The organism is Geodermatophilus saharensis, assembly GCF_900188205.1.
GTDB lineage: Bacteria > Actinomycetota > Actinomycetes > Mycobacteriales > Geodermatophilaceae > Geodermatophilus > Geodermatophilus saharensis.
This window is the reverse complement of sequence record NZ_FZOH01000004.1, coordinates 365387-384015: the sequence shown is the minus strand read 5'-3', so window position 1 is coordinate 384015 and position 18629 is coordinate 365387. Positions and strand designations below refer to the sequence as shown.

The 18629-nt window shown below is 75.6% G+C and carries 18 protein-coding genes; 13 read left to right on the top strand and 5 right to left on the bottom strand.

Annotated features, from left to right (window positions below):
- Nucleotides 1–22: 22 nt before the first annotated feature.
- Genes CHC04_RS13150 through dapF form a run of 3 tightly spaced genes read left to right on the top strand, consistent with a single transcriptional unit; the run spans nt 23 to nt 2531 of the window.
- Complete coding sequence (locus tag CHC04_RS13150; RefSeq protein ID WP_089404361.1) at nt 23–718, top strand: class III extradiol ring-cleavage dioxygenase family protein; 696 nt, start codon at nt 23–25, stop codon at nt 716–718.
- Nucleotides 715–1635, top strand: a complete 921-nt coding sequence (gene miaA, locus CHC04_RS13145) for a tRNA (adenosine(37)-N6)-dimethylallyltransferase MiaA (protein WP_089404440.1) — start codon at nt 715–717, stop codon at nt 1633–1635. Before CHC04_RS13150 ends, miaA begins: the two co-directional genes overlap by 4 nt.
- Nucleotides 1632–2531, top strand: coding sequence for a diaminopimelate epimerase (dapF, locus tag CHC04_RS13140; RefSeq protein WP_089404360.1), 900 nt, complete (start codon nt 1632–1634; stop codon nt 2529–2531). The genes miaA and dapF overlap by 4 nt, the downstream gene beginning before the upstream one ends.
- Here dapF and CHC04_RS13135 read toward each other — a convergent pair.
- Nucleotides 2528–2731, bottom strand: coding sequence for a hypothetical protein (locus CHC04_RS13135; RefSeq protein ID WP_089404359.1), 204 nt, complete (start codon nt 2729–2731; stop codon nt 2528–2530). The two genes, dapF and CHC04_RS13135, sit on opposite strands and share 4 nt — an antisense overlap.
- Before the next feature lie 155 nt (nt 2732–2886).
- Between CHC04_RS13135 and hflX the strand changes: the two genes are divergently transcribed.
- The 3 genes from hflX (at nt 2887) to CHC04_RS13120 (ending at nt 6262) form a co-directional block, all read left to right on the top strand.
- On the top strand, nt 2887–4350 hold the full coding sequence (hflX, locus tag CHC04_RS13130; RefSeq protein ID WP_089404439.1) for a GTPase HflX: 1464 nt from the start codon (nt 2887–2889) through the stop codon (nt 4348–4350).
- Between the two features lie 114 nt (nt 4351–4464).
- The gene (locus tag CHC04_RS13125; RefSeq protein ID WP_245817168.1) at nt 4465–5208 is read left to right on the top strand and encodes a phosphatase PAP2 family protein; all 744 of its coding nucleotides are present in this window, start codon (nt 4465–4467) and stop codon (nt 5206–5208) included.
- On the top strand, nt 5180–6262 hold the full coding sequence (locus CHC04_RS13120; protein ID WP_089404358.1) for an NHL repeat-containing protein: 1083 nt from the start codon (nt 5180–5182) through the stop codon (nt 6260–6262). Before CHC04_RS13125 ends, CHC04_RS13120 begins: the two co-directional genes overlap by 29 nt.
- 52 nt (nt 6263–6314) lie before the next feature.
- On the opposite strand, the gene lexA is transcribed toward CHC04_RS13120, so the two are convergent.
- The gene (gene lexA, locus CHC04_RS13115) at nt 6315–7106 is read right to left on the bottom strand and encodes a transcriptional repressor LexA (RefSeq protein ID WP_089404357.1); all 792 of its coding nucleotides are present in this window, start codon (nt 7104–7106) and stop codon (nt 6315–6317) included.
- A 287-nt stretch (nt 7107–7393) separates the two neighbouring features.
- On the opposite strand from lexA, the gene CHC04_RS13110 reads away from it, so the two are divergent.
- The 4 genes from CHC04_RS13110 to CHC04_RS13095 all read left to right on the top strand — a co-directional run bounded on the left by CHC04_RS13110 (nt 7394) and on the right by CHC04_RS13095 (nt 12984).
- A complete protein-coding gene (locus CHC04_RS13110; protein ID WP_089404356.1) occupies nt 7394–8047 on the top strand; it encodes a LysM peptidoglycan-binding domain-containing protein in 654 nt (217 codons plus the stop codon).
- 132 nt (nt 8048–8179) lie between these two features.
- Nucleotides 8180–8899, top strand: a complete 720-nt coding sequence (locus CHC04_RS13105) for a hypothetical protein (RefSeq protein WP_141233796.1) — start codon at nt 8180–8182, stop codon at nt 8897–8899.
- Between the two features lie 529 nt (nt 8900–9428).
- Nucleotides 9429–9977 carry a transcriptional regulator NrdR gene (gene nrdR / locus CHC04_RS13100; RefSeq protein ID WP_089404354.1) on the top strand — a complete coding sequence of 183 codons (549 nt, stop codon included), beginning with the start codon at nt 9429–9431 and terminating at the stop codon, nt 9975–9977.
- A gap of 148 nt (nt 9978–10125) precedes the next feature.
- Nucleotides 10126–12984: a vitamin B12-dependent ribonucleotide reductase gene (locus CHC04_RS13095; protein ID WP_089404353.1), complete on the top strand. Its 2859-nt coding sequence runs from the start codon at nt 10126–10128 to the stop codon at nt 12982–12984.
- 84 nt (nt 12985–13068) lie between these two features.
- Here the strand turns inward: CHC04_RS13095 and CHC04_RS13090 are convergent, their stop codons facing one another.
- Nucleotides 13069–13545 (bottom strand): hypothetical protein, encoded by a 477-nt coding sequence (locus tag CHC04_RS13090; RefSeq protein ID WP_089404352.1) that lies wholly within the window; start codon nt 13543–13545, stop codon nt 13069–13071.
- 151 nt (nt 13546–13696) lie between these two features.
- A complete protein-coding gene (locus CHC04_RS13085; RefSeq protein ID WP_176449989.1) occupies nt 13697–15040 on the bottom strand; it encodes a cation:proton antiporter in 1344 nt (447 codons plus the stop codon).
- 271 nt (nt 15041–15311) lie between these two features.
- Between CHC04_RS13085 and CHC04_RS13080 the strand changes: the two genes are divergently transcribed.
- The 3 genes from CHC04_RS13080 to CHC04_RS13070 all read left to right on the top strand — a co-directional run bounded on the left by CHC04_RS13080 (nt 15312) and on the right by CHC04_RS13070 (nt 17606).
- Nucleotides 15312–16286 carry an alpha/beta hydrolase gene (locus CHC04_RS13080; protein WP_217897346.1) on the top strand — a complete coding sequence of 325 codons (975 nt, stop codon included), beginning with the start codon at nt 15312–15314 and terminating at the stop codon, nt 16284–16286.
- A gap of 94 nt (nt 16287–16380) precedes the next feature.
- Nucleotides 16381–16917 (top strand): NAD(P)H-binding protein, encoded by a 537-nt coding sequence (locus tag CHC04_RS13075; protein ID WP_089404350.1) that lies wholly within the window; start codon nt 16381–16383, stop codon nt 16915–16917.
- A complete protein-coding gene (locus CHC04_RS13070) occupies nt 16914–17606 on the top strand; it encodes an SDR family NAD(P)-dependent oxidoreductase (protein ID WP_089404349.1) in 693 nt (230 codons plus the stop codon). The genes CHC04_RS13075 and CHC04_RS13070 overlap by 4 nt, the downstream gene beginning before the upstream one ends.
- A gap of 34 nt (nt 17607–17640) precedes the next feature.
- Here CHC04_RS13070 and CHC04_RS13065 read toward each other — a convergent pair whose 3' ends face one another.
- Nucleotides 17641–18591, bottom strand: a complete 951-nt coding sequence (locus CHC04_RS13065) for a LysR family transcriptional regulator (RefSeq protein WP_089404348.1) — start codon at nt 18589–18591, stop codon at nt 17641–17643.
- Between the last annotated feature and the right edge of the window lie 38 nt (nt 18592–18629).

Sequence of the window (18629 nt, the reverse complement as noted above, 5' to 3'; positions counted from 1 at the left end):
CCGCATCGGCGACACTGCTGCGGTGAGCAGCCCGCCCGCCGGACCGGTCTCGGTCGCCTTCTGCCCGTGCCCCCCGCTGCTGCTCCCGCAGGTGGCCGGACGGGCCGCCACCGACACCGCGGCGTTGCGCGCGGCCTGCGCCGACGCCGTCGAGGCGGTGCTCGCCGCCCGGCCGGAGGTGGTGGTGCTCGTCGCCCCGGACGCCGAGGGCCGCTACGGCCCCGGCGACGGCGGGGACCTGCGCGGTTTCGGCGTCGACGTCGAGATGCCGCTGTCGGGCGGGACGCGCCCGGGCGGCCGCCGCACGCCGCTGGGCCTGACGGTCGGCGCCTGGCTGCTCGACGCGGCCGGGCACGCCGGCCCCCGGATCGGGACCGGCCCGCGGGACCTGGCCGCGGTGCTGGCGGGCCGGACGGGGCCGGTGGCGGTGCTGGCCATGGGCGACGGGTCGGCCCGCCGCAGCGTCAAGGCGCCCGGACACCTCGACGACGCGGCCGCGCCGTTCGACGCCGCGGTCGCCGCGGCGCTCGCTGCCGGGGACGCCGCCGCGCTGGCCGCACTGGACGCCGCGGAGGGGGAGCGGCTGCTGGCCGCCGGTGTCCCGGTGTGGCAGGCGGTCGGGGCGCTGCTGGCCGGCCGCGAGGTGGACGCGCGGCTGCTCGCCGACGAGGCGCCCTTCGGCGTCGGCTACCTGGTGGCGGCGTGGACGGCCCGGTGACTCTCCCGCCGGTGGTCGCCGTCGTCGGGCCCACCGCCACCGGCAAGACGGCGCTGGCCGTGCAGCTGGCGCTCGAGCTCGGCGGCGAGGTGGTCAACGCCGACTCGATGCAGCTCTACCGCGGCATGGACATCGGCACCGCCAAGCCCGACGCGGCCGAGCGGCGCGGCGTCCCGCACCACCTGCTCGACCTCTGGCCGGTGCGGCAGGCGGCATCGGTAGCCGCGTACGCTCGCGCGGCCCGCGCCGAGATCGACCGGCTGCGCGCGGCCGGGGTGCTGCCGCTGCTGGTGGGCGGGTCGGGCCTCTACGTGCGCGCCGTCCTCGACGACCTCGACATCCCCGGCACCGACCCGGCCGTGCGCGCGCGGCTGCAGGCCGAGCTCGACGACGTCGGGCCGGCCGCGCTGCACGCCCGGCTGGCCGCCGTCGACCCGGCCGCGGCCGCGGCCGTGCTGCCGGGCAACGGGCGGCGGATCGTGCGGGCCCTGGAGGTGGTGGAGCTGACCGGCGGCCCGTTCCGGGCCACCCTGCCCGAGCCGCGGCCGCACTACCCGGCGGTCGTGGTGGGTCTGGACCGGGAGCCCGCCGAGCTCGACGCCCGGGTGGCCGACCGCGTGGACCGGATGTGGGCCGCCGGGTTCGTCGCCGAGGTCGAGGCGCTGGCGGCCGAGGGGCTGCGGGAGGGCCCGACGGCCTCCCGCGCGCTGGGCTACGCCCAGGTGCTGGCGCAGCTCGACGGCGACCTCACCCCCGGCGAGGCCCGCGAGCGGACGGTCACGGCCACCCGCCGCTTCGTCCGCCGGCAGCGCTCGTGGTTCCGCCGCGACGCCAGCACGACCTGGTTCGACGCCGCAAGGCCGGACCTCCCCGACGCCGTCGGGGCGCTGCTGCCCGGCCGTACGATCGGACGGTGAGCGACCGGTTCCTCCTCGGGCACGGCACCGAGAACGACTTCGTCGTCCTGCTCGACCCCGACGGGGACCGCTGGCCCGAGGACCGCCTCGGCGCCGCGCTGGTGCGCCGGCTGTGCGAGCGCCGCTCCGGCCTCGGCGGCGACGGCGTGCTGCGGGTGGTCCGCAGCGTGCACGTGCCCGACGCCCCCGCCGTCCTGGGCGAGCGGCTCGGTGAGTGCGAGTGGTTCATGGACCACCGCAACGCCGACGGCTCGCACGCGGAGATGTGCGGCAACGGAATCCGGTTCTTCCTGCACGTGCTGGTGAGCGAGGGCCTGCTCGACCGCGCGGCCTGCGCCGACGGCGTCCTGGTCGGCACCCGCGGCGGCCCCCGCCGGGTGGGTGCCGGCGCCGACGGCACCTACTGGGTCGACATGGGCCCGGCCCGGCCGTTCGGGCGCGGCGAGGCCACCGTGGCGGGGCGGACGTTCGCCGGGCAGGCGGTGTCGATGGGCAACCCGCACCTGGTCTGCCTCACCGACGCCGACGGCGGCATCGACCTCGACGCCCTCGACCTCACCGCGCAGCCCGGGTTCGACCCGGGGCTGTTCCCCGAGGGCGTCAACGTCGAGTTCGTGCAGGTGCTCGCCCGCCCCGCCGAGGGCGCCGACGCGCACGTGCGGCTGCGGGTGCACGAGCGCGGCGTGGGGGAGACCCGCTCCTGCGGGACCGGCGCCTGCGCCACCGCCTACGCCGCGCTGGCTGCCGGGTCCGACGGCCCGCAGCGCGGCACGGTCGTCGTCGACGTCCCCGGCGGCCGGCTGACCGTCGACGTCACCCCGGAGACGACCGTGCTGCGCGGGCCCGCCGTCGTCGTCGCGACCGGCGGGCTCACCCGGGAGTGGCTGGACTCCTAGGGGTTGTCCGGGGTGTCGGCGCGGGTCTCCGGCTCGTCGGTGGGCGCCTCGGGCTTGTCGCCCGGGCCGACGTTGCCGGTGCCGCGCGGCCGGCCGGCTCCGGTGTCCTGGTCGGCTCCGCCGAAGGGGTTGCGCGGGACCTCGAGGCCCACGGGGTCGCGGCCCGGGTCGTCGATGCCCTCGCTGCTGCTGGTGCTCACGGGGTGCCCCTCTCGTCGTCCGTGCGGTCCGTCCCGACCTACCCGCCTCCCGGCGGGATGCACCTGACCGGTTCCGGTGTTGCACCCGGTGTATGACGACTGCAGAGACGACAACCCAGGTGACCGCTGACGACGCGCGTGTCACGCTGGACGCGATGACCACCGCCCCCCAGAGCACCCACCTCGACGACGAGACGACCGTCGAGACCCGTCCCGCCCCGGCCGGCCGGTGGGACGAGGACGACGACACGACCGGCTCCTACGACCTCGAGGCCCGTGGCGCGCTGCGGCGCGTGGCCGGGCTCTCCACCGAGCTCGCCGACATCAGCGAGGTCGAGTACCGCCAGCTGCGCCTCGAGCGCGTCGTGCTGGTCGGGGTGTGGACCGAGGGCACCCAGGCCGACGCCGACCGCTCGCTGGCCGAGCTGGCCGCGCTCGCCGAGACGGCGGGCTCGGAGGTGCTCGAGGCGGTGAGCCAGCGGCGGGACAAGCCCGACGCCGGCACCTACGTGGGCTCGGGCAAGGCGTCCGAGATCCGCGACATGGTCGCCTCCACCGGCGCCGACACCGTGATCTGCGACGGCGAGCTGACGCCCGGTCAGCTCAACGCGCTCGAGAAGATCCTCAAGGTCAAGGTGGTCGACCGGACCGCGCTGATCCTCGACATCTTCGCCCAGCACGCGACGAGCCGGGAGGGCAAGGCCCAGGTCGAGCTCGCGCAGATGCAGTACATGCTGCCGCGGCTGCGCGGGTGGGGTGAGTCGCTGTCCCGGCAGGCCGGTGGCCGCGTCGCCGGCGGTGGCGGCATCGGTACCCGCGGTCCCGGTGAGACGAAGATCGAGACCGACCGCCGCCGCATCCGGTCGCGGGTGAGCAGGCTGCGCCGCGAGATCGCCGGCATGGCGACGGCGCGGGCCACCCAGCGCTCGGCGCGCGACCGCAACGCCGTTCCGAGCGTGGCGATCGCCGGCTACACCAACGCCGGCAAGTCCAGCCTGCTCAACCGGCTGACCGGCGCGGGCGTGCTGGTGGAGAACGCGCTGTTCGCCACCCTGGACCCCACGGTGCGCCGCGCCCAGTCGCCCGACGGCCGCGAGTACACGCTCACCGACACCGTCGGCTTCGTGCGGCACCTGCCGCACCAGCTGGTCGACGCGTTCCGCTCGACGCTGGAGGAGGTGGCCGGCGCCGACCTGCTGCTGCACGTCGTCGACGGCTCCGACCCCGACCCGCTGGGCCAGATCGACGCGGTGCACGTGGTGCTGCGCGAGATCGACGCCGCCGCGGTGCCCGAGCTGATCGTCGTCAACAAGGTCGACGCCATGACCGAGGAGGACGTGCTCACCCTGCGCCGGGCGCTGCCCGGTGCCGTGTGGGTCTCGGCGCGGACGGGCGAGGGCATCGAGCAGCTGCGCGAGGTCGTCGCCGCCCGCCTGCCGCACCCCGACGTCGAGGTCGAGGTGCTGGTGCCCTACGACCGCGGCGACCTGGTGGCCCGCGTCCACCGCGACGGCGAGGTCCTCACCGAGCAGCACGAGGCGGACGGCACCCGGCTCACCGCGCGCGTCGACGGCGGCCTGGCCGCCGCGCTCGAGCGGTTCGCGGCCCCGGTCGGCTGACCGGCGCTCACCCGTCCCCCGCCCGGGGGACCGGCTCCCCGCCGGTCCCCCGGGCGGCTCGCCGTCCACCTGCGGCGAGGTCACGGGCGGGTCACGGCCCGGTACCGTGACCGCGTGACCAGCGGCGTGGTACGACGCGGGAGGGGGGCACCGGCCGACGGCGCCCCGTCGGCTCCCGTCCCCGCCGTCGTCACCCCCGGGCGGCCGTCCTGGTGGCTGCTGCTCGTGGCGTTCGTCGTCACCACGGCGGTCACCGTCGACCTGCTCAACCGCGGCGTGCTCGAACGGCTCGACCTGGAGGTCTCCGAGGTCGTCAGCGCATGGGACCTGCGCGACTCGCCGGGCTACTGGCCGGTCTGGGCGGTCACGCAGATCGGTGGGCGCGGCACCATCCTCATCGTCCTGGCCGGCCTGGTCGGCTGGCTGTGCATCCGCCGGCGGACCCTGCTGCCGCTGGTGCGGGTGCTCACCGCGCTCGCGCTGCTGACCGTCGTGGTCTACGCGTTCAAGTACGGCACCGGCCGCACCGCGCCGGCCTATCCCGGCTCCTTCTTCCACCGCGACGGGGCCAGCTACCCCTCCGGGCACGTGGCCAACGCCGTGCTGATGTGGGGGGTGGCCCGCTGGCTGGCGGTCGAGTACCGGCTCACCCCGGCGGTGCAGCGTGCGCTGTGGTGGCTCAGCGTCGTGGGCCCGGTGCTCACCGGGATCGCCATGGTGTCGCTGGACTTCCACTGGGTCACCGACGCGGTGGTCGGGGCCTCGGTGGGGGTGCTGCTGCTGGGCGTGGTTCACGCACTCGACGCAGTCGTTCTGTCACGCTGGGGCAGTGCCCGAGCCGGCCGTCCCCCCGCGTAGCGCCGGGGCGCACCCCGGGTGGGCCGTCGCCGTACTCGCCGGTCTGGCCATCGCGCTGGGCCCCGCGCTGGGTCCCGCGCACCCCGCTGCCGCCGAGGAGCCGGCCGGCCCGTCGCTGCGCTGCCAGGTGACCGATCCCCGGCTCGCCGAGCTCTCCGGCCTCGTCGACGTCGGGGACCGCCTGCTGGCCATCGCCGACGGCGGCGAGCAGGTGGCCGTCTCCGTGCTCGACCAGACCTGCCGCGTGGTGGACGAGACCGTCGCGCCGCTGGACCCCTACGACCCCGAGGACCTCGGCGTCGGACCCGACGGCACCGTGTGGCTGGCCGACACCGGCGACAACAACGCCACCCGGGACACCGTCGCCCTCATCGCCCTGCGGCCCGACGGCGGCACCGCGCTGTTCCGGCTCACCTATCCCGACGGCCCGCACGACGCCGAGGCGCTGCTGGTGGCCCCCGACGGCACCCCGTACGTGGTGACCAAGGAGGTGCTCGGCGCCAGCCGTGTCTACCGTCCCTCGGCGCCGCTGGTCGACGGCGGCACGGTGGCGCTGGCCGACGTCAGCCGCGTGACGTTCACGCTGACCGGGACACCGGGCGGCCCGGTGGGCCGGGCCGGTCAGCTCCTGGTGACCGGCGGCGCGGTGGCCCGCGACGGCAGCCGGATCGCGCTGCGCACCTACACCGACGCCTACGTCTGGCCGCTGACCGGCTCCGACGTGCCGGCCGCCCTGGCCGGCGAGCCGGTGCGCATCGCGCTGCCCGAGGCGCCGCAGGGGGAGGCGGTGTCGTTCACCGCGGACGGTGCCGCGCTCCTCGTGGCCGGCGAGGGGCTGCCCGGCGACGTCACGCTCGTGCCTGTCCCGGCCGGGACGGCGGCTCCGGCGCCGTCCTCGGCGGCCGACCCGTCGCCGGCGGTCGCGCTCGACGACGGCGGCACGGTCGTGCCCCCGGTCGCCGCGGGACTGGTCGCCGCCGGGGTTGCCACGGTGCTGGTGTGGCTGGCCGGCCGGCTGCGCCGGGGCCGCGCGGCGGGACCGCCGGCCGGCTGAGGCCGCGTGCCGTGCCCCCCGCCGGCCCGGGTGAGGCCGGCGGGGGCGAGGGTCAGACGCGGCGCAGGACGGTGACCACCCGGCCGAGGATGGTCGCCTCGTCGCCCGGGATGGGCTCGTAGGCCGGGTTGTGCGGCAGCAGCCACACGTGGCCGTCGCGGCGCTTGTAGGTCTTGACGGTGGCCTCGCCGTCGAGCATCGCGGCCACGATCTCGCCGTTCTCCGCGGTGGGCTGCTGGCGCACGACCACCCAGTCGCCGTCGCAGATGGCCGCGTCGACCATCGAGTCACCGGCCACCCGGAGCATGAACAGGGTGCCGTCGCCGACGAGCTCGCGGGGGAGCGGGAAGACGTCCTCGACCGCCTGCTCGGCGAGGACCGGGCCACCGGCGGCGATCCGGCCGACCAGCGGCACGTACGTGGGGGCGGTGGCGTCGCCGGCCGCCGCGGCGGCCGGCGACGCGGCCTCGGCCGCGGTGTCGCCGGGCAGCCGCACGTCGAGCGCGCGGGGGCGGTTGGGGTCGCGCCGCAGCCAGCCCTTCTTCTGCAGCACGGAGAGCTGGTGGGCGACCGACGACGCCGACGACAGGCCCACCGCCTCGCCGATCTCCCGCACCGAGGGCGGGTAGCCGCGCCGCTCGATCGAGTCGCGGATGACCTCGAGCACCCGGCGCTGGCGCTGCGTGAGCCCGTCGCCGGCCTCGCCCCGGTCGGGGAAGGTGCGCACCGCGCCGGTCTGCGTGCCGGTCCCCTCGGCGGCGGCGTCGGTGCCCCGCCGGCCGGCACCCCGCCGGGTGGTCGTGCTCCCGCGTGTGCCCTGGCCGGTCCCGCTGGTGCCCGCCACGTCTCCTCCTCGCCGGCCGTGTCCCCACGGCCCTCGTGTCCCGTCCCGCCCCGGCCCGGGACCTCCCGGTCGGTGACCGACGGTGCCGGTGCTGCCGGTGTCGACCGCCGGGTGCGGGGCGGACGGCTGCTGATCGGACCGTAGCGCCTCCGGACCGGTACTTCAAACGTGTGTTCGAAACCAGTGGGAGGTGTCGGCTGGCTCCTGTCGGTGTCGTGCGGTAGACATCGCACACACGTTCGATCGAACGCCTGTTCGATGCGATGGGGTCGACGAGGAGAGTGGTCATGGGCAGCGTGCGCCAGGCGGTGCTGGAGTTCGACGCGACGGTCCGGGTGCCCTGGCGGCCCCTGCTCGCCGACGGTCCCGCGGGCGGCCCCGCTCCCGCCCGCCGGCCGGTGCGCCCCGACGCCTCCGCCCGCCCCGCCCGTCAGGACCCGCCGGCACCCCCGGCCCCGCTGCCCGGGGCCGGGCCGCGCGTGGCCGGCCACCTGCGTCCGGTGCCCGACCTCCCGGCGGAGCCGGCCGCCCGCGCCGCCGGTCCCGCCGCCGGGGCGCGCCGCACCCGCCGCGACCCGGCCCGGCCCGGAGGGCGGCCGGTGTCCGCGCAGCCGGTCCGGCGCGCGCCCGGCCGCACGGCCGTCCCGGCGCCGGCGCCCGTCCGGCTGACCCGCCGCGGGCGGCGCCTGGTGGTCGTCCTGGTCCTGGCCGCGGGCCTCGGGGGCGCGCTCCTGGGCCGGGAGGTCCTCGCTCCCCGCCAGGGCCTGCAGCTGGCCGGGGAGAGCAGCGTCGTCGTCGAGCCGGGTGACACGGTGTGGTCCATCGCCGACGACGTCGCCGGCGACGGCCAGGACGTGCGCGCCGTGGTGCACGCGATCGAGGCGCTCAACGACCTCGAGGGGTCCGCGGTGGTCGCCGGGCAGGTCCTCCGGCTGCCCTGACCCGCCGCGCCAACCGTGACGGCCACCGGGAGGCCGCTCGGAGAAGTGACGAGAGCGTCCTCGCCGGTTCGTCAACCATCGGACCCCGGTCGCTCACGCGCCGACCTCGGATCAACACATACGGTGAGGAGCGTGTCAGCAGCCGTGAACAGCCGGGCGGCAGTGTCCTTCGGGTCGCCGCAGGACGTCGAGGTGCTCGTGGACGGCGCCTGGGTGCCGGGGGCGATGCTCGGCTGGCGGCACGACGACACCGGTGCCTGCGAGGTCTGGGTGCGGCTGCGGGCCGACGTCCCCGGGGTCGTCGAGGGCGCCGGGACCTGGGTGGAGCTGACCGCGGTCCGGCTGCCCGAGCGCCGTCTGGCACTCGCGCCGGTGGCCGGCGCCGCACCCACCACCGCCACCCCCGCGCCGGCGGACGCGCCCGCCACCGCCGCGATGCCTGCGCTCGCGGCCGTACCCGGTGTCGCCGCGGTACCCGCTGTCGCGGCGGTGCCCGCCACCGCCGCGGTGCCCGTCGCGGGGGGCCCGGTCCCGCGCCCCCGCCGGTTCCGGCGGCACGGCGCTGACGTGACCGCCGAGCAGCCCGCCGTCGGGATGGCCGGGTCCGGCCGGCACCGCGCACCCGCCGGCGCCGGATCGGGCCGCCACCGCGCGGTCACGACGGAGATGCCGGCCGTCGTCGCAGGCTCGGGGGTCGAGGCGGTCGCCGGGTCGGCCGTCGTCCCCGGCTCCGGCCCGGGCCTCGCGGTCGTGCCGGCGGAGGAGCCCGACCTGCTGACCCGACCCATCCGGCTCGGCGACCTCGTGCCGAATGCCCGGAGTGGTCGTCCGGCGGTCCGCCCGACGGTCTGAGCTCCGCCGGCCCGGGCGTTCCGCGCCTCGCCGGCATCCGTCTCCACCGCGTCCCGCCCGCCCGGGACCTGCCCGGAGCGGGGTCCCACCGGGGTCACCGGCTCTGCCCTCGTGGGCCGCCCCGGCGGGATCCGGCGACCTCCGCAGGCGACCGGTACACCCGCCTCCGATCCCACGCGCGCCGACACGCGGGCGCCCGCGGCGTGTCGTGTGGCCGGTGGGAGACCTGCTCGCGCGTGGTCACCAGGAGGTCACGAGCGGGTCTCGGCGGACGAGACACGCCCGGTGTCGACTTGCAGATGTTGTGGAGCCAGGCCTACGGTCCCCCTACATCTAGTAGTTGTACCGATGGAGGTCCTCCACAGGTCCGTCCTCAGGTTCTCCCCGGGGCGTCCACCGGATGTCCCCAGAGAGGTCCACAGCAGAGGTCGGCGGACCGGGTGCCGGGTGCACCCGGCGGCCCGCCGACCCGCCCCACCCGGCGCCGGGACACCGGTACCGAGCCCGTCCGCGGAGGAGGTGAACCGCAGTGCGGTGCCCGTTCTGCCACAACCCCGACAGCCGGGTGATCGACTCGCGCGAGGCCGACGAGGGGGCGACCACCCGGCGCCGCCGCTCGTGCCCCGCCTGTGGCCGCCGCTTCACCACCGTGGAGGAGGCCGTCCTCGCCGTCGTCAAGCGCAGCGGGGTCAGCGAGCCGTTCAACCGCTCCAAGGTCGTCGCCGGCGTGCGCCGGGCCTGCCAGGGCCGGCCGGTCGACGAGGACCAGCTCCAGCAGCTTGCCCAGCAGGTGGAGGACGCCATCCGCGCCAGCGGGGTGGCCGAGGTGCCCAGCCACGAGGTCGGCCTGGCGATCCTGCGCCCGCTGCGCGAGCTCGACGAGGTCGCCTACCTGCGCTTCGCCAGCGTCTACCGGGCCTTCAGCTCGGTGGAGGACTTCGAGAAGGAGATCACCGAGCTGCGGGCGCGGCACCACACCGGTGGCACGCCGCCGCTGCCGGGCATGCAGCTCGACCCGCCGCTGCGCCGTCGCGGCGGGCGCGGCCCGGCGAGCACCGCCGGCACGTCCGGCACCTGACCACCGGCCGGCAGCGTCGCCGGCCCGATCGGCACCACCCACTCAGCACCAACCGCTCAGCACCACCCCAGAAACCGTCAGCACCAACCGCTAGGAACAGGGTGGCTCTCTTCCCCAGCCGCCCGGACCACTCACCGAGGGAGAGCTCGTGACCGAGATCGAGGACCGCCCGGCAGGCCGTACGCGTCGGGCCGTCAAGGCGCCGACCCGGGGGAAGGGCCTGAAGATCAAGCGGGTCTACACGACCGCCGGGGTGCACCCCTACGACGAGGTGGTCTGGGAGCGGCGCGACGTCGTCATGACCAACTGGCGTGACGGCTCGATCAACTTCGAGCAGCGCGGCGTCGAGTTCCCCGCCGAGTGGAGCATCAACGCCACCAACATCGTCACCACGAAGTACTTCCGCGGCGCCGTCGGCACCCCGCAGCGCGAGACCAGCCTGCGCCAGCTCATCGACCGGGTGGTGCTCACCTACGGCGCCGCCGGCCGCGAGCACGGCTACTTCGCCAGCGAGGGCGACGCGGAGGTCTTCGAGCACGAGCTGACCTGGATGCTCCTGCACCAGGTGTTCAGCTTCAACAGCCCCGTGTGGTTCAACGTCGGCACGCCCGCCCCGCAGCAGGTCAGCGCCTGCTTCATCCTCGCCGTCGACGACACGATGGACTCGATCCTCAACTGGTACCGGGAGGAGGGGCTGATCTTCAAGGGCGGCTCCGGCGCCGGCCTGAACCTCTCCCGCATCCGCTCGTCCAAGGAGCTGCTGTCCTCCGGCGGCACCGCCTCGGGCCCGGTCAGCTTCATGCGCGGCGCCGACGCCTCCGCCGGGACGATCAAGTCCGGCGGCGCCACCCGGCGCGCGGCGAAGATGGTCGTCCTCGACATCGACCACCCCGACATCGAGGAGTTCATCGAGACCAAGGCGCGCGAGGAGGACAAGATCCGCGCGCTGCGCGACGCCGGGTACGACATGGACCTCGGCGGCAAGGACATCACCAGCGTCCAGTACCAGAACGCCAACAACTCCGTCCGCGTCTCCGACGAGTTCATGCGCGCGGTGGAGGACGGCACGCCGTTCGGCCTGCGCGGCCGCCTCGACGGCTCGGTGATCGAGACCGTCGACGCCAAGGAGCTCTTCCGCAAGGTCACCCAGGCCGCGTGGGAGTGCGCCGACCCCGGCATCCAGTACGACGACACGATCAACGACTGGCACACCAACCCCGAGACGGGCCGGATCAACGCGTCCAACCCCTGCTCGGAGTACATGAGCCTGGACAACAGCTCGTGCAACCTGGCGTCCCTGAACCTCATGAAGTTCCTCAAGGACGACGGGACGTTCGACGCCCGGACCTTCGTCAAGGCCGTCGAGCTGGTCATCACGGCGATGGACATCTCCATCTGCTTCGCCGACTTCCCGACCGAGCCGATCGGTGAGACCACCCGCGCCTACCGGCAGCTGGGCATCGGCTACGCCAACCTCGGCGCGCTGCTGATGGCCACCGGCCACGCCTACGACTCGCGCGGCGGGCAGACCCTCGCCGCGGCGATCACCTCGCTGATGACCGGCACCGCCTACCGCCGCTCGGCCGAGTTGGCCGGCATCGTCGGCGCCTACGACGGGTTCGCCCGCAACGCCGACGCGCACGCCCGCGTCATGCGCAAGCACGCCGCGGCCAACGACGCCATCCGCCCGGTCGGCGCCGACGACGCCGACGTGCTGCGGGCCGCCACCGCCCAGTGGCAGGAGTGCCTGGAGATCGGCGCGGACAACGGCTGGCGCAACGCGCAGGCCTCGGTGCTCGCCCCCACCGGCACCATCGGTTTCATGATGGACTGCGACACGACCGGCATCGAGCCGGACTTCTCGCTGGTCAAGTACAAGAAGCTGGTCGGCGGCGGGTCCATGCAGATCGTCAACCAGACGGTCCCGCGGGCGCTCAAGAGCCTCGGCTACCAGGACGAGCAGGTCGAGGCGATCGTCGAGTACATCGCCGAGCACGGCCACGTCGTCGACGCCCCGAGCCTGCGCCCGGAGCACTACGAGGTCTTCGACTGCGCCATGGGCGAGCGGGCCATCTCCCCGATGGGCCACGTCCGCATGATGGCCGCGGTGCAGCCGTTCATCTCCGGCGCCATCAGCAAGACGGTCAACATGCCGGAGACGGCGACCGTCGAGGACGTCGAGAACATCTACTTCCAGGGCTGGAAGCTCGGCCTCAAGGCGCTGGCGATCTACCGCGACAACTGCAAGGTCGGTCAGCCGCTGTCCGACGCCAAGGCCAAGAAGTCCGAGGCCACGGTCGAGGCCGAGGCGGCTCCGGTCACCACGACCTCGCACCCGGTGCGCCGCCGGCTGCCCAAGAAGCGGCAGAGCATGACGACGTCGTTCAGCGTCGCCGGCGCCGAGGGCTACATGACCGCCGGCATGTACGAGGACGGCAGCCTGGGCGAGGTGTTCCTCAAGCTGGGTAAGCAGGGCTCGACCCTGGCCGGTGTCATGGACGCCTTCTCGATCGGCATCTCGATCGCGCTGCAGCACGGTGTGCCGCTGGAGACCTACATCCAGAAGTTCACCAACATGCGCTTCGAGCCGGCCGGCATGACCGACGACCCGGACATCCGGATCGCCCAGTCGGTGATGGACTACATCTTCCGTCGCCTGGCGCTCGACCACCTGCCGGTCGACACCCGCGCCACCCTGGGCATCTTCACCGCCGAGGAGCGGGCGGCGCAGGTGGCCGGCTACGACACCTCCGCGTCGACGGCCACCGTCGTCGAGGAGGAGGTCGACGTCGAGGCGCTGCGCGGCTCGGTGCCGACCGAGGCGCCGGCCAAGCCGGAGCCGAAGGCCGAGCCGGTCAAGGAGGCCCACTCCTCGGCCGAGCTGTTCGAGATGGTCACCGGCAACGTCACCGACGCGCCGCTGTGCATGACCTGCGGCACGAAGATGCGCCCGGCCGGCAGCTGCTACGTCTGCGAGGGCTGCGGCTCGACCAGCGGCTGCAGCTGACCCGGCCGGCGGGGCCTCCCCGCCGCTGACCGGTCGTCCACCTGCCCGGTCCCTCCCCGAGGGGCCGGGCCGGTGGCGTCCGGGTCAGCCGATGCCGCACTCGTCGCGCAGGTAGGTCTCGACGTGGTCGCTCGCGTCCTCCAGCCCGCTGCCGGCGTCCTCCAGGGCGGCCACGGAGTCGGCGTCGCCGAGGTCGAGGTCGGCCACCGCGTCGGCCATCCGCTCCAGTCCGGACCGCATGGTGTCCCAGTCGGCGGCGATGGCGTCCGGCGCGGTGATGCCCTGCATCTCCTCGGCGAGCTGACGGAAGACGTCGGGGATCGACTCGTCACGGTCCGACTGCTCCAGCGCCGTCTCGACCCGCTGGTCGAGGTCCTCGGCCTGGGTGCAGAAGTCGTCCCCGGCTGTCGTCTCCTCCGCGGGGGAGCTGGTCGCCGGGGTGTCGGCGGCGGACCCACCGCCGTCGCCGGAGCCCTCCTCGTCGCCGGAGCACGAGGTGAGCAGGACGACGCCGAGGACCGTGACCACCCCGGCTCGGACCGAACGCAGCTGCTGGCGCATGGACCGACCCTCCCGCCGGCCCGGACGCACGGGCAGAGGCGAAGGGCCGTCGCCCGACGACGGGGCCCGGACGTGCCACCGGCCCGGTCCCTCGTCGAGGGGCCGGGCCGGTGCGGTGCGGGCGGGATCGCGCCGGGGCGGCGCGGCCGGGTCAGCCGACCTCGACCGCCCGGGCGGCCGGCTGCTGGTCCGGGCGGCCCAGGAACCGGTCGACCAGCGGGCCGGTCATCCCGGTGGTGATCAGCGCCATGACCACCGCGCCGACCTGCAGCTGGGGGCTGATGACCCCGGCGTTGAGCGCCACCAGGGCGGCGACGAGCACCATCAGGCCGCGGCAGTTCATCAGGATGCCCAGCGCGTTGCTCTCGCTCCAGGACAGCCCGCCGAGGCGCCCGCTGACCAGGGCCCCGCCCCACTTGCCGACGACGGCCACGACCACGAACAGCGCGATGCCGGGCAGCGCGGCCCAGGTCAGCGTGGTGAAGTCGGTGCGCAGTCCGCTGTAGGCCAGGAAGATCGGCAGCAGGAACACGATCGCCACGTCGGAGAGCCGGGAGGTCAGCGCCGTGGTGAGGACCGCGTGGCGCGGCACGACCAGGCCGGCCACAAAGCCGCCGACGAGCGCGTGGATGCCGATCCGGTCGGCGGCGTAGGCGGCCAGCACGACCACGCCCAGGACGACGGCGAACTGGGTGCCGGTCAGCGGGTCGGCCACCTTGTCACCGCTGAACACCCGTGCCAGTGCCGGCCGGACGACCAGCCACATCACCGCGAGGAAGGCCAGCGTCCCCGTCAGCCGCCACAGGTGCGACGACGACGGCTCCCCGGTCGCCACGCCCCGGGCGACGCCCACCGTGAGGAACATGAGGATGGTGACCAGCGCCGCCGCCGCGATGCCGACGATGCCGAGCGGGGAGGTCGCCAGCCCCTTCTCCTGGAGGATGCGCGCGGCCACCGGGAAGGCGGTCACCGCCAGCATCGCGCCCACCATGAGCGTGAAGCCGATCCGGGACGGATCGCCGACGCCGGTGAACCGGTCGGTGAAGAGGACCGGCGCGATGAGGAACCCCAGCGCGACCGGGATGGCCACGACCCCCACGGCGACGGTGACGATGCCGGCGGCCCGGCCACGCAGGCGGTCGGTGTCGAGCTCCAGCCCCACCAGGAACATGAACAGGACCAGGGCGATCGTGCCCAGCAGGCTCAACCCGCTCTGCGCCTGAGCGGGGAACAGGCACGAGCTGATGCTCGGGGCCACTCCCTCGGGGAGGGACCGGTCGCAGGCCAGGAAGGCGGGGGCGTCGTCCCAGACGAACGTCGTGGCCCCGAGCAGGGAGGGGCCGAGCAGGACCCCGGCGACGATCTCCCCGACGACGCGGGGCTGGCCGATCCGCAGGGCGAGGCTGCCGACGACGCGGGCGGCGATCAGGATGATCGCGATGTCCAGCAGGACGAAGGCGATCACCTGGTCCCCGGGCAGGGATGGTGCGGGCATGGGGGTCTCCGGCGAGGTGGGGGGCTGAGCGGCGGCACATCCTGGCGCAGACCCCCGGTTCCCGTCACCGGTTCCGCGCGCGGTACCTGCTCGCGCACGTGGGCGCTGCCGCGGACGCCGACAGCCGTGCCGTGCCGTGCCGTGCCGTGTGGCATAGCGGGAGCCGATCGGGTTCGGTATTGGTCCGCCGCGCGGCCGCGCGCGACCGTGGACGGCGCCCCCCTCGGTGGTCCGCCACCGCACCGTCCTCCCCCTCGCCGTGGAGAGTGGCATGACCAGTGCGCCCCCGATGCCCGTGCGCGAGGACGTCGCGCCGGCCCGAGTCCGCGACGAGCTGCGCCGCCGCGCGGACGGCGTGACCGCCGAGGCCGTCGTCTTCCCCGCCCACGGCGTCCCGCTCGCCGGGGTGCTGTACCGGCCGGAGGACGCGGACGGGCCCCTGCCCGGCGTGGTGGTCACCGGCACCTGGACCAGCGTCCGGGAGCAGATGGCCGACCGGTACGCCGCACGGCTGGCCGCCCGGGGCCACACCACCCTCGCCTTCGACCACACGGGGTACGGGGCCAGCGGGGGAGCGCTGCGCGACTACGAGTCGCCGGCGCTCAAGGCCCGCGACATCGGCGACGCGGTCGGCTACCTGGCCGGCCGCACCGACGTCGTCGACCCGCAGCGGATCGGCGCGCTCGGCGTCTGCGCGTCGGCCGGATACACGGTGAGCAACGCCGTCGCCGACCCGCGGGTGCGCGCGCTGGCGCTGGTCGCGCCCTGGCTGCACGACGCGCGGATCGTCGCGGACACCTATGGCGGCGCGGAGGGCGTGGCGATGCGGATGGCCGCCGGCGCCCGCGCCCGCAGCCACTTCGAGGCGACCGGGGAGGTGACCTACGTACCGGCGGTGGGCGCCGGGGACCCGCTGACCGCGATGCCCTTCGACGTCGACTTCTACCAGAACCCCCGGCGCGGCGCGGTGCGTGCGTGGCCCAACCGCTTCGCCGTCATGGCCTGGCCGGGGTGGCTCACCTACGACCCGATCGCCCTGGCGCCGCAGGTGCGGCAGCCGGTGCTGCTGGTGCACAGCGAGAGCGCCGCCATCCCCCAGGGGGCGCACCGGTTCGCCGTCTCGGTGGACGGGACGATCGACCAGTACTGGGGCGAGGGCAGCCAGTTCGACTTCTACGACAGCAGCGCGCACGTCGACCGCGCGGTGTCCCTGGCCGGCGCCCACCTCGCCGAGCACCTGACGTGACCGCACCGACCGCCGCCGACGTCGCGCACCGCGTCCTCGCCGGCCCCGGCGACCGGGTCGCGGACACCTCCTCCCCGTCCGGGACCCGGCCGTCGTGAGCACCTCGCTCGTCGTCGGCGGTTCGGGCCGCACCGGCCGGCGGGTGGTCGAGCGGCTGCTCGCCGCCGGCCGGCCGGTCGCGGTCCTCAGCCGCCGGCCCCGGCCGGCCGCCGGTGTCCGGACGATCGTCGGGGACCTCGACGACCCCGCCACCTGGCCGGCGGCCCTCGCGGACGTCGACGGCGTCGTGGTCTGCGTCGGGCCGCCCCACGACGCGGCCGGGGCCGAGACGGTGGTGCACCGCGGGGTCGCCGCCCTGGCCGCCGCCGCGGCCGAGCGGGACCTGCGGGTGGTGCTGGTGAGCCAGATCTACGTCACCCGGCCGCAGGCCCACCCGGCCATGGCGCACGTGACGGAGGCCCGGGCCCGGGGCGAGCAGGCGCTGCGGGCCAGCGGCGCCGACCCCGCCGTCGTCCGGCCCGGCTGGCTGACCGACGAGCCGGCCACCGGCGTCCGGCTCGAGCAGGGCGACACCGGCTGGCCGACGGCGCTGGCGGCCCTGACCCCCGACGCCGTCGCGGGGTCGCTGTGAGGACCAGCGGCGTCGCGGTCGTCACCGGGGCCAACCGCGGGATCGGCCGGGAGGTGGCCGCCCGGCTCGCCGCCCGCGGGGTGACCACCGTGCTCGCGGTCCGCGACGAGGCCCGCGGGCAGGAGGCCGCCCGGGGGATGACCGGCCCGGTCGTCGTCCGGCGGCTCGACGTCGCCGACCCCGCCAGCGTCGGGGCGCTGGCCTCCTGGCTGGCGGCCGAGCACGGCGGCGTCGACGTGCTCGTCAACAACGCCGCCGTCCACTACGACACCTGGCAGAGCGCGGCCGACGCCGACCTGCGCGTCGTCGAGGAGGCGCTGGCGGTCAACGTGGTGGGCGCCTGGCGGATGGCGGTGGCGCTGGCCCCGCTGCTGCGGCCCGGCGGCCGCCTGGTCAACGTCTCCAGCGGCGCGGGGTCCTTCGGCGAGACCGGGAGCGCGGGGGGAGCGCCGGCCTACTCGGTGTCCAAGGCCGCGCTGGACATGCTCACCGTCAAGCTCGCCGCGGACCTGCGCCGCCGCCGGGTGCTGGTCAACGCCGTCTGCCCGGGGTGGGTGGCCACCGACATGGGCGGCGCGGGCGGGCGCCCGGTGGCCGACGGCGCGGCCAGCATCCTGTTCGCCGTCGACGTCCCCGACGACGGGCCCAGCGGCGGCTTCTTCCGCGACGGGCGGCGCATCCCGTGGTGACCGCGGGCCGGCGTCCCGGCCGGCACCGTGCCGATCACCCGGCCGCGGCGGTGGGGGTACCGGCCTCCCGGGCGGACGTGTCGGCCGCGGGGTGCACCTGCCGGGCGGCCTCGACGCAGGCGAGCACGAAGTCGTGCACCGCCGGGCGGGGGTCGCCGGACCGCCAGGCGATGGCGAGCTCACCGGGCGGCAGCCCCCGGACGGGACGGACGACGTACTCCGGACGGCGGTAGATCTCGGCGTTGCCGGCGCTGATCAGCGCGACCCCGAGACCCCGGCCGAGCGCCTCCACCGCCTCCTCGGGCCCGTGCACCACGGCGCCGATCCGCACGGGGTGCCCGTGGCGGGCGTCGACGGCGAGCCAGTAGTCGCGCAGGCTGCCGTTGGACTCGGGCAGGGCGAGGAACGGCTCGTCGTACAGGTCGGCCATCGTCAGCTCGGACCGCGCCGTGAGCGGGTGGGAGACGGGCAGGGCCAGGTGCCGCTCCTCGCTCAGCAGCACCCGGTGGCGCAGGCCGCTGTCCTCGGGCAGCGGCAGCCAGCAGAACGCCAGGTCGGTGGCGCCCGACGTCAGCCCGGCGGTGCGGTCGTCGAACGACGTCTGCTGGAACTCGACGGTGAAGCCCGGGTGGCGCTGCTCGAACACCTCGACCGCTGCCGGGATCAGCCCCCGGCCGACGCCGATGCTCATCCCGACCCGGATCGTCCGGCTGTCGGTGGCGACCGCCTCGGCGACGGCGGACTGCGCCTCGTCCCACGTCGCGACCGTCGACCGCGCGTAGGGGACCAGGGCGCGGCCGGCGGCGGTGAGGCTGACCCCGCGGGGCCCGCGGGCGAACAGCGGTGCGCGGACGTGCTGCTCGAGCACCTGGATCTGCCGGCTGAGCGCCGGCTGCGAGACGAACAACCGCTGCGCGGCCCGCGTGAAGTGCAGCTCGTCGGCCACCGCGAGGAAGTACCGGAGATCGCGCAGGTGCACGTCCATGCCCAGGTGCTATCACGCCGGGCATTGGACCGACAGGT